The sequence below is a fragment of the Paenibacillus sp. 3LSP genome (assembly GCF_032465655.1).
Lineage (GTDB): Bacteria > Bacillota > Bacilli > Paenibacillales > Paenibacillaceae > Fontibacillus > Fontibacillus barengoltzii.
The window spans coordinates 1-12,968 of the sequence record NZ_JAWDJI010000013.1; the positions used below are offsets into that span (position 1 = coordinate 1).

Below are 12,968 nucleotides of genomic sequence, written 5' to 3' on the forward strand. Positions count from 1 at the left end.
TTACCGACTCGTTCTGCTACAAACTGACCGCCTTTATGGGCTTTCGAAATTCAGGATAAGTATAGTTAACGTTGCGTTTTTATGAATCGTTTTTTATCAGTTATTTAGTCATTAAGTACTATTGGAATTATTTGTATCCTTTTGTATGATCGAAATGTAATATATTTCTTTTATTAATTAATATATGCAAAAATAGAATATAAAGCGGTTACAAGTTTGTGGCTCATATCCGGAGTGAGTCGCAAATTATAATACTAGGAGGTATCCAAATGATTCGTAGAAAGGTGTCTATTAAAGCTGCTTCACTTCTAGTTGCTTTAGCCGTATTCCTATCTACATTTCTCGCAGTTCTTCCAGCGAGTGCAGCCTCCAGAGGAGCATGGGCTCCTAATACTTCCTATGCCGTCAACGATACCGTAACTTATAACGGAAGTACTTATACTTGTATTCAAGCGCATACTTCCCTTGTTGGTTGGGAACCGCCAGTTGTTCCTGCTCTATGGTCGTTAAGCAGCGGCGGCGGTGGCGGCGGAGGAACTACACCATCCGATCCACCAACTAACCCGCCTACTACAGTAACTAAGCCAGCGGAGGTTCCAAGCCGCATCTGGACCTATGTCATGAATGCAGACAATGCCTATGGTAAAGGCGGGGATTTTGCCTTATTGCTCAGTGCCGTCATCAAGAAGGAAAGCTACTTTGGGGATGGATTGTCGGGCAGCCCTTCAGCCGGCGACGGATTGATGCAGGTTGAACCTAACACGCGGAATGCGTATTTGTCTCAATTTAGTGCAAAATATGGGCATGTCTATAATCACAGCAGTGAGCAGGATCAGGTATATATGGGTGCACTGATTTTGAATGAGAAGATTGTTCGATTCGGCAGCATCTACAGCGGCTTACTGCATTATAACGGGGGAGATTATTGGTATCCAGGAGCTACAGATTCCTATGGCCGCCCGATTCTGGCCGACCAATACGCTAATACCGTTTATGCTCAGTATAAGAGCTATGGCGGCAGATATTAAGGAGTAGAGGATCAGCAAGATTGCAAGATCCACCTCAACGTTAGGTTTGGGTGGGTCTTGCTTTTTTTATTCCCCATCGAGATTTTCAGGTACATTTTCCTAGGATGATGTTATTATTGATTTAATCAAATATTTTTTGTCGTAATTTGTAGATTGGAGTCGGTTTTGTTCATGAGAGGGATGCTCCGATTCAGTTCACGTAAAATTATCCTGTATATCGCTGCGGCCATTATGGTTGGTTTGGTGACATGCTATGCCGTCATCTCCGCCTCGAACTCCACAGAAATCCAAAGTGACAAGGGGACATTGGATTTATCCCAAGTTCAAGTGAGTGAGCGTCCGATAAAGCTACAAGGGGAATGGGAGTTTTATTGGCATGAGCTGCTGTCGCCTAATGACATACATGATCGCATAGCAAGCGATGGAAATCCGAACCGCTGGATCAACCTCCCGAACTCATGGCTAGGTTATCGGCTAGATGGTCAGCAGTTAAGCGGTACAGGCTTTGCAACCTTTCGGGTGATGATCCAGCTTAGCGAGCAGGATCGTCATGAGCGGCTTGCACTAAAGATGCCCTCGATATTTCACGCGTATAAATTGTGGGTGAACGGAGAACCGCTGGCCGAGGTGGGGGTCGTCGGTCAGGACAAGAGCAGCATGACACCGCGTCTGGCAACGAAGTTTGTGTACTTCCATCCGGAAAATAACACCGTAGAACTGGTGATCCAAGTTTCCAACTTCCATCATAAGCGGGGCGGCATCACCAAGTTTATCGAGTTGGGCGGCAGTGATGTGCTTACGGTTAGGACTCACCTGAAAATCGCGGGGGAGATCTTTATCACCGCAAGCCTGATGGTCATCGGACTTTATCATTTGTTGTTATTCATCTTGCGACGCAAAGACAGGGCGCCTCTGTTTTTCGGGCTGTTTGCCTTGTTGTTAGGCATCCGTTCCTTGTTGGTCGGTGAGCTCTTGCTTACTCAATTATGGCCGAATTTTCCATGGGAGATCCAGTTCAAAATCGAGTACCTGACGCTCTGCAGCAGCGGGTATATCATTACGCGGTACTATATTAGCATTTTTGCAAATTATGTGTCGCGTTGGTTTCGTCTTGGCTCGCGGATCGTAACGGGTCTGCTCTGCCTGATTGTTGTGGCAGCTCCTGCGATAATTTATACCCATGTATTGTCGGTAATCGGTGTGGTCGTTGTTCTACATATGCTGTATCTGATGGTTGGACTTGTCCAATCGGCAGTGCAGCGCAAGGAGGGAGCGCTGATCTTCCTGCTGGCTTCGATGGTTACTCTGGTTACGGTCATCAATGATTTTTTATATTTTAACGAATGGTCCTCCATCGGGAATACTTCTCCGCTGGGTCTCTTGATCTTTACGGTCGCACAGATGTTTTTGCTCTCCTCGAGATTTACGAAAACAGCCACGAACGAAGAAAGAATTGCCCGGGAATTACAGGAGGCGAACGACAAGCTGACGGAAATGAATATGAACTTGGAACAGACAGTCCAGGAACGAACCCATGCCTTATCTGTAGCTCATGATAATCTGCGAATTTCCTATGATCGGCTGCTTCTCTCCGAGCAGGGAAGGAAGAAGTTGCTGTCTTATATTACCCATGATCTGCGGTTACCGCTGTCCAGCATGCTAGGATATGTCGAAGCGGTGCAGGATGGGGTTAAGCCGGAACGCAACGAACAGTATTTGAGGTATATCCGGGATAACACGATTCGGGTGAACCGTATGATTGAGGAATTGTCCTATTTATCGCATTTGGAGACGGGACAAGTGATGTTCCAAATGGAGCCAATTCCTGTGGCTCAATTCCTGCGCCAGTTCTATGATCAATATGAGCTGGTTGTACGCGACACAGGGTTGGAGTTCGTATTGGATCTAGGGGATTCGGAAGATCCGGGGAGCGAGTCGTTAGTGGCCGAGATAGATATGCAAAGATTGGATCAGGCGTTATTTAATATCGTGTCGAATGCCATGAAGTTTACTGCGAGAGGCGGGGCCGTGCGGATTGCGTTAGCTGTGAACGAAGTGAAGGATCGCCGTTATGCCAATATTTGCGTAGAAGATACGGGAACCGGGATACCACCGGAACACCTCGAACATATCTTTGAACGCCATTACCGGTATGAACAACCTGGTGCCGAGAAGAGGGTAGAGGGCAGCGGGCTTGGGCTGGCGATTTGCCGGGAAATTGTACAAGTGCATGGCGGGACAGTAAGAGCGGAGAGTGACGGAAAGACGGGAGCGGCATTTTACATATCGATTCCTTGTATTCGTCGAGAAGAGGGGTGAGGGCGTGGTTCATACACATAAAATTTTGGTCGTCGATGATGATCCCAACATCTGCGAGATTGTACAGATATATTGCGAACGGGAAGGTTTTCGATGTGCCTGCAGCTATAGCGGGACGGAAGCGATGAAGTTACTAGTGACGTTCGAGCCGGATTTAATTCTACTGGATGTCTTGTTGGCGAATGAAAATGGGATCGCTTGGTGTATAAACGCACGTAACTACACGAATGCACCGATTGTGTTTCTGAGCAGCCGTGAGGATGACGAGGTGAAAATTGACGCCTTGTCCTATGGAGGCGACGATTATGTCACCAAACCGTTTAGCCCCGGAGTCCTTATGGCTAAAGTCAAGGCTCATCTTCGCAGGGCGTCGACAGGGAGAAAGGAACAACTGCTGGAGCTGCCAGGATTGACGCTTGATTTCTACGCTCAGTCCGTCATTTTGGGGAGGGAAACCATCTTTTTATCGAAAAAAGAGTTTGGTTTGCTATCCTTCATGGCGCAAAACGTGAATCGCGCCGTCAGTGTGGATGCGCTGTTTCAGGTGATCTGGGGAACGGATAGCTTGGAGGATACGCGGACGGTCGCTGTACACATCAGTAACTTACGCAAAAAAATTGAGGCTGACCCCGCCAATCCGGAGCGCATTGTGACGGTTCGTGGGATCGGGTATATGCTGGTTGCCCGGGGGGCGTAGTAAAAACAGCGGCGAAGGGATATTCCCTTGCGCCGCTTTTGAGTTTATAGGCTATCCAAATATTCGTCAATTGCAGCTTGGATATCTTGTTTAGAGGAGCCAGAGTATAATGGTACACTGGAACCGCCGCCTGGGGATCCACCGCCAGGGAAGCCGCCGCCAATATCACCAGGGTCGCCTCCAGGGAAGCCGCCGCCTGGGTAACCGCCGCCAATATCACCAGCACCGCCTCCAGACCCACCGCCTGCTCCTAGATATTTCGATTGAAGGTAGCTTATGATCCCCGCCAAGTTCTGATCGGTTACTCCTTTTAAACCAGCATTTTCAAAAGTTTGCTTGTCAGGTTCATTTCCGGTGCCGTATGCGAAGTAATTATTGATGGCATTGATTTTTATCGTTTCTGTAACAATTGTTTGAATTTCATTTAAGGTTTTCGGAAGTGCACTTGAAGGGTAATCATAGTCTTGCAATATCCCTTGGATGCCATATACATTCTCAGATGTAACTCCCGTAATCCCCGCATCCGCAAAGGTCGACTCATCAATTCCGGTCCAATCCCCGGATGCTGCTGCTTCATTAATCAAGTCTAGCGATGATTTGCTAGAAACAGTGACCGTGTATACGAAACTCGCAACCGAACTGTTTTTCAATCCCGACTTCACAGCGATCGCCTTGATCGTTGTGTTGTTTGTAATCGTAATTGGCCCTACATACATCGTGCTGGATGTCGTTGGTTCACTCCCATCCAACGTATAGTACACTGCAGCAGTAGCCGTTGCTGAAGTCAAAGTAACTTGCGTTCCCGAAGTCACCTCGCCGCCGGATGGAGATGCCGTTGGAGTCGCAACAGTAGATTGTACTGGCGGCTGAATAACTGGAGGGGAAGAGGAATCCGGTTGTGGACCAGAAGGCGAAGACGGCACGGTTTGTTGTTGTTTCTTTTCTTCTTCCTGTTTCTTTAGTTCCTCTTCCTTTTTCTTCTCTTCTTCTTCCTTCTTCTTCTGCTCTTCCTCTTGACTCTTTGCTTCTGTATATTGCTGCTGGGCTTCGTATGCGCCTAACACGAGCAGATCGCGTGTCGCATGAGATTGCCCGCCGAACTTCCCGTCGGCACCATTAGACATTAATTTAAGTTCAAGCGCTTTGGCGACATACCCCTTTGCCCATTTGGAAACGGTATCATCATCCACACCAGGTGTTGCCCTAGCATCGGCGTCTTTACCCAGCCCGCGAATCAGGAAAGTAGCTAACTGTTCCTTGGTAACCTTACCTGCCGGATCGTAGACACCATCCGCAACACCATCCGTAATCCCTGCGGCTTTTACTGCCTCTATAAATGGTACTGCATATCCATTTGCAGGATCATCCGCATTGACGTCAGAAAATGAGGATGTCTTAAGATCCTTATCTACTTTCAAATTGAAAATCAACGCGGCAACCTTAGCAAATTGCGCACGGTTCATCTCATCTTTGAGACCAAATGTGCGTTCACCCACGCCGTCGAAAATACCAGCGGAGATGAGTTCGTCAAATTTGGCTTTTGTGGCAGCATCCAGATCTTTCAGGTCCGAAAAATCGGCTGAAGTCTTCTCGGCAGCCGTTACGCTATCGGCAGAGTAAATGACGGAACCTACGCACAGCAGTACTCCCATCAAGAATCCGGCAACCTTATTGCCCATCGTTTGTCCCTCCTAGGAAGTGTGATAAATGTTATTGATCTTCCTACTTTATCATGATTCATTCGACAAATTTCGAAAGTTAAAGAAATCTTTAAAATTGTCGTGGAGGGACATGAGCTAAGGGGTTCTGATCGAATCACGCCTTCTTCGCGATCCAGACCGTCCAAGCGTCCTTTTCTTGAATGGGAAGCGGGGCAGCTTCGAGCTTACCCGTGATAAAAGAAACCAATGCTTGCAATTCTTCATCCGTAAGTTCATGCAAAATCGAGCGTCCGGTTCTTTGCATCAAGTCCTCACTTAACTCTTCCAAATGCGTATACTTGCGCCGGGTTTCCCAAAGTCTAGTACTATGAACGAGCTGGAGGCCTGCCGCTTCCAGTGCCTTACGCACCTGACCATCCTCATGTCTGCGGCCGACTTCTTTCTCCTTCAACGAAGGGAAACGCTCGAAAAAAAATCCTCGAAGATGATGTTCATCCCCAGGCAGCAGGCAATCTTCAGGCGTTCGATCCTGAACGATCAGCATTCCGCCGTCATCTAGCAGGCGAACGGCTTCTCTAAAGCATGGTTCCAAATCGTCTAGATGGTGAATTAGGGCTCTTTCCAAAACGACGTCGAACGCGTTGGAGGGAAGACCTGTTTGAGAAGCCTCACCTTGATGAAACGCGGCATGGGGGAGGTCCTTACAGTGATTTGCCGCAGCCTTCAGCATTTCCTCCGAGAAATCTACACCTACGACATGGGAAGCTCCCATTTGAATGAGCGCCTTCGTATAAATTCCGCCGCCGCATCCTATGTCGGCAACCCGTTTGTTGGATACATCAACAATCGAGCTGAGGAAAGAACTCCAAGATGCATCTGCCTCTCTTGTCGTATAAGTCAGTCGGTTGTTCGGGTCATGAAAATCGATAGGCATTTCGTTTCACCTCTCATCATCATTGTTTCACCAGATAAAACAAGGTTTCATTAATTATATTTTAATCCATATCGAGTGGATGCGAAAGGGGGGAGCATTCTATTGTGACAAAAAATCGCGGGATCCAAGCTGATCCAGCTTCAATCCCGCGATTTTTAGATGTAACCTTTAGAACTTCTCCGGAAACTGCTTCACAATGCCTTCTGTCAGGATATCCGCGATGAACCGGTAACCATCTTTTCATTGTGTATCTACTCCTCTGGGATTTGTGAATGTTATAACGATCTTAATATGAACGAGAAATCTCAACCTCATGCGCCCGGTATCTGGACTTCGCATGCATGATCACTTGAAGAAAATGGGGATGCTTAAGAGCGAGGCAGCCTTTATAATAGATTAGGTATTATAACGAGAGGATTTGAGGTTGAAGTGAACCGGAATTTTTGGCGTGATTTACCGCGACCTTTTTTTATACTTGCACCGATGGAAGATGTGACGCATGTGGTGTTTCGTCATGTCGTGAGTCAGGCGGGCAGTCCTGATGTCTTCTTCACGGAGTTTGCCAATACGGAGAGCTATTGTCACCCGGAAGGGAACCATAGCGTCCGCGGACGGTTGCTTTTTACGGAGGACGAGCAGCCGATGGTGGCGCATATTTGGGGCGATAAGCCGGAGTTTTTTGCCAAGATGAGTATGGGCATGGCGGAGCAAGGCTTCCAGGGGATCGATATCAATATGGGATGCCCGGTGCCGAATGTGGCGACGAATGGGAAGGGGAGCGGCTTAATTCTCCGACCCTCGGTGGCCGCTGAAGTGATCCAGGCCGCCAAAGCCGGGGGCTTGCCAGTAAGTGTGAAGACGCGACTGGGTTTCAACGAGGTGGAGGAATGGCGGGAGTGGTTAACCCATATTCTGAAGCAAGACATTGTTAATCTGTCGATCCACCTGCGCACCCGAGAAGAAATGAGCCAAGTTGCAGCCCACTGGGAGCTGATCCCGGAAATTAAGGCGCTGCGCGATCAAATCGCACCACAGACCCTGCTCACGATTAACGGCGATATTCCCGACCGACAAACCGGCTTGAAGCTGGCTGAGCAGTATGGGGTAGATGGAATTATGATTGGGAGAGGGATCTTTAAGAACCCGTTTGCCTTTGAAAAAGAGCCAAGAGAGCACAGCACGACCGAATATCTGGATCTGCTGCGGTTGCATTTGGATCTCCATGATCAGTATTCCAATCAATTGGAGGCGCGTCCGTTTAAGGCGCTGCAACGTTTCTTCAAGGTGTACGTCAAAGGATTCCGCGGGGCAAGTGAACTAAGAAATCAACTGATGAGCACCTCATCAACCGATGAAGTGCGGAAGATGCTGGACGAGTTTACTCAGCAAATGGCCAGCGAATAAAGTAAACATAAGCAAAACAGGTCAACTATGGGCAGAACGCCACCATAGTCGACCTGTTTTTGTATAACTGTGTATTTCCCTGATTTACTTATGCTCTGCAAATCTCCACCAAGCCACGGTTCCGGCGAAGCCCACGATCGCCGTGAGGACGAGAATGCTGTAGCTGATGAAGCCGATATCTACACCCTTCGTCAGAAGAACCGGAATAGTCCATGGGAAGTACGGGCCGAGGCCGAGCTGAACAACCGCATTGGATGCGATGATGATTACGAAGATCAGCCCAATCGGGGCGAGATACCCTTTCGTGATATTGGCGATTAAAGCACTGGTTGAGCTGACAGCCATAATAAGCACGGATGTAAGCATGAACGTCCCGAAGAACTGAAGGATGGAGGAACCGGAACTGCCATTCACCCCAATGAAAGATCCGGCGATCGTAATTAGGGCAAAAGTGAAAAGGGCGATCAATATATTCCAGATCGTAATCACGATGAATTTCGACAGCACGCTATACGATTTGGGAATAGGCTTTACGATCAAATCTTTAATGGTTTTATCGGTGTATTCTCGTCCAAACACCCATGCTGAGGTGAAGGAGAACCCAACCACCAGCAGCGAGGCGATGGAGTCAAAGATATCCGTATAGTACATGTCCCAAGAAACGCCGGGCTCCTTGAAGAGCCCAATCAATAAAGGCATGGCGATAAAGACGATAGCCACGACCCAAAATACGATAGACTTCCATACTTTAAGCAGCTCGTTATGAATAAATGAAAGTAACATCAAGCGTTCACCCCTGCTGTGCGAATTGTCCGTAAAAAGTAACTTTCCAGATTTTCAGTGACTACGCTGAGATGGGTTGGCGGTTGGCTTGCACGTACTAACAGGTCTGCCAGTTGTTCTGGATTCCCCAAGGCACGCTCTTCAGTCAGCTCCAGCCGTTCATCCTCAGTATCTTTGAACGTGTACCCATTCTCGGCGAGAATATGTCGAATGGCATCGATATCTCGTCCGCCCACAACCAGTTTCTTCTCCACCGAACGCTCCAGTTGATCGATATTCATGTTCTGGACAAGTTGCCCTTTGTGCATGATCGCCACACTGTCAACCAGCTTAGACAGCTCCTCCAAGAGATGGCTGGAGAGGAAGATCGTGACGCCCTCGTTACGGGAAAGGTCAAGTAACAGCTCCCGGATTTCCACGACACTGGCTGGATCCAGCCCGTTGACCGGCTCGTCCAATATCAAAACCTCTGGGTTATGAATCATCGCTTTTGCTAACCCTAGGCGTTGTCTGTTCCCTAGAGACAGGTTTTTGGCTTTCTTCTTACGGTGAATTTCTAAATCCAGCTTCTTAATGACGCGGTCAACGGCCCCTCGGTCGGAGATCCGGTGCATTCTTCGGGCGATCTCCAGATTTTCCACCACGGTAAGATCCGGATAATAAGAAGCTTCCTCCAAGTAACCAACGTGGCTCCAAAGCTTATAGTTACCGGAGTCCACCTTGCTGCCCAACATATAGATGCTGCCGGAGGTAGGCTTGAGCAGCGACAGGAGCATCTTAATTGTTGTTGTTTTGCCAGCTCCATTCAAACCGAGGAAGCCCATAATTTCCCCTCTGTGTACTTCAAGCGAAAGGTTGCGAACCGCATGAAAATCGCCGAAGCTCTTGCTGACATTATCCAATTGGATGGCGTTGGTGCCGCCTCTTCTTCCATTACTCATCTCTCTAACCACCCTTTACTTTAAAATTTAGAGAAAACACGATTTGGTGTTTCACCTGAGCACAGCTTGTACTTTAAACGACGAATCTCAACTGAACCTCAACCCAGGGCGCCGAGTTGTTGATTTTTGGTTTATTTTTGGGGAGTATATTCAGTAGAAAAAAGGGGGAGATCCTGTGTTTGATATCTTGGTGATCGAAGATGACGTCAATACGCAGCGACTGATCTGCGCCGTGCTTCAACGCGGGGGACAACATTCCGATCCTGATGGTGACTGCGGCCCATGATATCAAGTTTAAGCACAATGGCTTCCTTGTCGGAACCGATGATTATATGACTAAGCCCTTCGACGAGCAGGAACTGCTGTTCCGAATCAAAGCGCTGTTGCGTCGCGCACAGATCGCGAACGAGCGCAGGCTAGTTGTCGGGGAAACGGTATTGGATTACAACGCACTCACTGTGACAAGGGGAGATCAACAAATCTCTTTGCCGCAGAAGGAATTTTACCTTCTGTTTAAGCTGCTTAGTTATCCGAATAAAATTTTTACGCGATTGCAGCTGCTTGAGGAGATTTGGGGGCCGGATACGGAAACGGATGATCATACACTGAACGTTCATATCAACCGGCTGCGCGACAAATTTAGAAACAGTCCCGATTTTGAGATCGTGACGGTGCGCGGTTTGGGATACAAAGCGGTGAAGCGGGGATGAATTTGATCCAACAGTTTTTGCCGAAAAAAATCACCCTAGCCGTTACATTAGTCGCCTGGGTCTTTCTCGTCATGGTGCTGTCGATTACATCTGCTGGCTTGCTGGCCTTCTTGCTGAACCGCGCAGGCTGGATTGACCTGAATCAGCCGAATTCCTATCGCGGCATTTACGTCCTGATCTACATCAGCATTTTTATGGGCGTTGTCATTGCCGCGTTGTTAAGCAGACGATCCGTCAAGCCGATTCGCGATATGATGGAGGCTACCGCGAAGGTGGCCAAAGGGGATTTTTCAGCTCAGGCGACGGTGAAGGGGAGCGTCGTTTTTGAACTAGACGAGCTGGCCGTCAGTTTTAACAAGATGGTGCAGGAGTTAAAAGGAATCGAAACGCTGCGAAGCGACTTCGTGCGCAATTTCTCCCATGAGTTTAAGACGCCGATTGTCTCCATCAGCGGCTTCGCCAAATTGCTGAAGCAAGGAAATCTCAGCGAAGAAGACAAGCAGGATTATCTGGATCGCATCATTCAGGAATCCGAACGACTCGTGGAGCTGTCTACCAGCATTCTCAACTTGTCGAAGGTGGAGAACATTGAAATTTTGAGCGAAAAGACGAGCTATCGGCTGGATGAACAGATCCGACTTGCCGTTCTGATGCTGGAGCCAAAGTGGAACGCGAAATCGCTTCAGCTGGATATCACATTGGACGATGTCACGATTCACGGCAATAAAAACCTGCTTCAGCAAGTATGGATCTATCTTCTCGACAATGCGATCAAATTTACGGGCAGCGGCGGAAAGCTGAAAATCGCGCTTCAGCGGAGGGGACAGCAAGCGATCTTCCGGCTTGAAGATAATGGCCGAGGGATGGATGAAGAGACGATGCGGCGCATGTTTGATAAGTTTTACCAAGGCGATTCGTCCCGCTCCATGACAGGCAATGGATTGGGATTAACCATTGTTAAGCGCATTGTCGATTTGTGCGAGGGGACGATTGAGGTGGACAGTGAGCTTGGAGTGGGTTCGATTTTTACGGTTCGGCTGCCGCTGGGCAGGGTTCCCCAAACTAAAGGTCAATAAAAAATGACGCCCCACATCACTAGTCGAATTCAGGGTGAAGGGGCGTCTTCGTCTGTTCACTTGTCATTTCAGCAGCGGCAAAAAAATCTCATCCACGATCTCCTCAATGGTCTTCATAGAAACGGGTTCCAACGTAATTAGCAGTTCATGTCTCACAAGATCTACAGGCAGCCTGGTAATGCGCGGCGTAACCTTCTCCGGACGAATTTCCCCTCTTTCTATGGCTCGGTCCAAAATAACGGTCATCGTATTCGTTCTTCGAAGATTGAGAATATCGGAGAAAGGAATGTCAGATACTACGGACATCAGGCCGTGAATCGTTTTGGGGCCAATTTGATGCAGCATCTCATTTAACTCATTCAGCAAGAGGAGGACATCGCTGCGCAAATTCCCGGTATCCGGGACTGAAACCGTCGGCAAATGGTTCAGAGGGATTGCCCAAAGATGATGTCGCAAATCGTCCGCAGAAGCTGGACTTACTAGGTTTAACTCTGGTGTCTCCGGCGCTCGTGCTGATGATTTATGGACTTACGAAAGTCAGCTCGGAGCATGGTTTCTTTAAAAGTCCGGTTCTTGTCCCCCTCGCGATTGGACTGGTGTTCATGATCGTCTTCTGCTGGTATGGGCTCAGAAAATCCGATCATCCGATCGTCGACCTGCGGATCTTTAAGAGCACAACGTTCTCTGCATCTGCCTGTCTGTTGTTTATCTCAGGACTCTCTTCCTATGCCGGCATGCTGTTATTGCCGCTGTACTATCAACAGGTACGCGGTCACAGCGTGCTTGCTTCAGGGTTACTGTTGATTCCTCAAGGCCTCGGGATGTTAATGACTCGCTCCTTGGCAGGGAAGCTGACGGATACCATCGGCTCCCGATGGGTGGTTCTCGGCGGTACTATTCTGACGCTGCTTGGAACTTTACCTTTTGCCATGAGTTCAGCCGATACCAGTGAACTGATGCTGGCCATATCCCTGGTTGTCCGCGGCGGAGGACTTGGGGGCTTGATGCTTCCGATCATGGCCACCGCCTATGAGGGGTTATCGAAGGAATTGGTACCGCATGCCAGCAGTGCAACCCGGATCCTTCAACAAATTGGGGGTGCGTTTGGTGCTTCGGTCTTTGCTGTCATCTTGCAGAATCAAATCAACAGCCAACCCGTTCACGATGTCTCAACGCTGAACACAGCGTTTAACCATACCTTTATGTGGTCCGTTGTCTTCACGATTGTATCGCTTGTGTTTATCATCTTCTTGCCTCATAAGAAAAAGAATACTGTTCTTAAACCCAGCATCAACTGATGAGGTAAAACGGGTTTGAAATAGTCTTTCTTGAGGGGAATCCCTTGAGAAAGACTTTTTTTACATTATAGAATTTATAAAATTTCGGGGTGGGAGAGGCCTTCCGCCTCGTTTTTG

11 protein-coding genes and 1 pseudogene are annotated in these 12,968 nt (G+C 48.3%); 7 read left to right on the forward strand and 5 right to left on the reverse strand.

Annotated features, from left to right (window positions below):
- Window positions 1-269 precede the first annotated feature (269 nt).
- The 3 genes from RW092_RS00735 (at window position 270) to RW092_RS00745 (ending at window position 4,044) form a co-directional block, all read left to right on the forward strand.
- Window positions 270-1,028 (forward strand): carbohydrate-binding protein, encoded by a 759-nt coding sequence (locus RW092_RS00735; RefSeq protein WP_316009246.1) that lies wholly within the window; start codon window positions 270-272, stop codon window positions 1,026-1,028.
- 171 nt (window positions 1,029-1,199) lie between these two features.
- Window positions 1,200-3,347 (forward strand): ATP-binding protein, encoded by a 2,148-nt coding sequence (locus RW092_RS00740; protein ID WP_316009247.1) that lies wholly within the window; start codon window positions 1,200-1,202, stop codon window positions 3,345-3,347.
- 4 nt (window positions 3,348-3,351) lie between these two features.
- Complete coding sequence (locus tag RW092_RS00745) at window positions 3,352-4,044, forward strand: response regulator transcription factor (protein ID WP_316009248.1); 693 nt, start codon at window positions 3,352-3,354, stop codon at window positions 4,042-4,044.
- Window positions 4,045-4,088: 44 nt separating this feature from the next.
- On the opposite strand, the gene RW092_RS00750 is transcribed toward RW092_RS00745, so the two are convergent.
- Window positions 4,089-5,723, reverse strand: coding sequence for a chitobiase/beta-hexosaminidase C-terminal domain-containing protein (locus RW092_RS00750; protein WP_316009249.1), 1,635 nt, complete (start codon window positions 5,721-5,723; stop codon window positions 4,089-4,091).
- A 136-nt stretch (window positions 5,724-5,859) separates the two neighbouring features.
- The gene (locus RW092_RS00755) at window positions 5,860-6,639 is read right to left on the reverse strand and encodes a class I SAM-dependent methyltransferase (protein WP_127576555.1); all 780 of its coding nucleotides are present in this window, start codon (window positions 6,637-6,639) and stop codon (window positions 5,860-5,862) included.
- Between the two features lie 483 nt (window positions 6,640-7,122).
- Between RW092_RS00755 and RW092_RS00760 the strand changes: the two genes are divergently transcribed.
- Entirely contained in the window at window positions 7,123-8,043 is a 921-nt protein-coding gene (locus RW092_RS00760; RefSeq protein WP_316009250.1) for a tRNA dihydrouridine synthase, read from the forward strand.
- 84 nt (window positions 8,044-8,127) lie between these two features.
- Here the strand turns inward: RW092_RS00760 and RW092_RS00765 are convergent, their stop codons facing one another.
- Window positions 8,128-8,826, reverse strand: coding sequence for an ABC transporter permease (locus RW092_RS00765; RefSeq protein WP_016313387.1), 699 nt, complete (start codon window positions 8,824-8,826; stop codon window positions 8,128-8,130).
- On the reverse strand, window positions 8,826-9,767 hold the full coding sequence (locus tag RW092_RS00770; protein WP_016313386.1) for an ABC transporter ATP-binding protein: 942 nt from the start codon (window positions 9,765-9,767) through the stop codon (window positions 8,826-8,828). Before RW092_RS00770 ends, RW092_RS00765 begins: the two co-directional genes overlap by 1 nt.
- A gap of 175 nt (window positions 9,768-9,942) precedes the next feature.
- Between RW092_RS00770 and RW092_RS00775 the strand changes: the two are divergent.
- Window positions 9,943-10,477 (forward strand): annotated as a pseudogene (locus tag RW092_RS00775) (winged helix-turn-helix domain-containing protein).
- Entirely contained in the window at window positions 10,474-11,553 is a 1,080-nt protein-coding gene (locus RW092_RS00780) for a HAMP domain-containing sensor histidine kinase (protein WP_316009251.1), read from the forward strand. The pseudogene RW092_RS00775 and the gene RW092_RS00780 overlap by 4 nt, the downstream one beginning before the upstream one ends.
- Before the next feature lie 63 nt (window positions 11,554-11,616).
- On the opposite strand, the gene RW092_RS00785 is transcribed toward RW092_RS00780, so the two are convergent.
- Window positions 11,617-11,973: a TetR-like C-terminal domain-containing protein gene (locus RW092_RS00785; RefSeq protein ID WP_316009252.1), complete on the reverse strand. Its 357-nt coding sequence runs from the start codon at window positions 11,971-11,973 to the stop codon at window positions 11,617-11,619.
- Window positions 11,974-11,987: 14 nt separating this feature from the next.
- Between RW092_RS00785 and RW092_RS00790 the strand changes: the two genes are divergently transcribed.
- Window positions 11,988-12,851, forward strand: a complete 864-nt coding sequence (locus RW092_RS00790; protein WP_316009253.1) for an MFS transporter — start codon at window positions 11,988-11,990, stop codon at window positions 12,849-12,851.
- The last annotated feature ends 117 nt before the right edge of the window (window positions 12,852-12,968 follow it).

Excerpts from the sequence above, each read along its gene's own strand:
- RW092_RS00780 (WP_316009251.1), top strand. The coding sequence starts at position 10,474 with ATGAATTTGATCCAACAGTTTTTGCCGAAAAAAATCACCCTAGCCGTT.
- RW092_RS00770 (WP_016313386.1), bottom strand. The coding sequence starts at position 9,767 with ATGAGTAATGGAAGAAGAGGCGGCACCAACGCCATCCAATTGGATAAT.
- RW092_RS00735 (WP_316009246.1), top strand. The coding sequence starts at position 270 with ATGATTCGTAGAAAGGTGTCTATTAAAGCTGCTTCACTTCTAGTTGCT.
- RW092_RS00750 (WP_316009249.1), bottom strand. The coding sequence starts at position 5,723 with ATGGGCAATAAGGTTGCCGGATTCTTGATGGGAGTACTGCTGTGCGTA.
- RW092_RS00755 (WP_127576555.1), bottom strand. The coding sequence starts at position 6,639 with ATGCCTATCGATTTTCATGACCCGAACAACCGACTGACTTATACGACA.
- RW092_RS00760 (WP_316009250.1), top strand. The coding sequence starts at position 7,123 with ATGGAAGATGTGACGCATGTGGTGTTTCGTCATGTCGTGAGTCAGGCG.
- RW092_RS00740 (WP_316009247.1), top strand. The coding sequence starts at position 1,200 with ATGAGAGGGATGCTCCGATTCAGTTCACGTAAAATTATCCTGTATATC.
- RW092_RS00765 (WP_016313387.1), bottom strand. The coding sequence starts at position 8,826 with ATGTTACTTTCATTTATTCATAACGAGCTGCTTAAAGTATGGAAGTCT.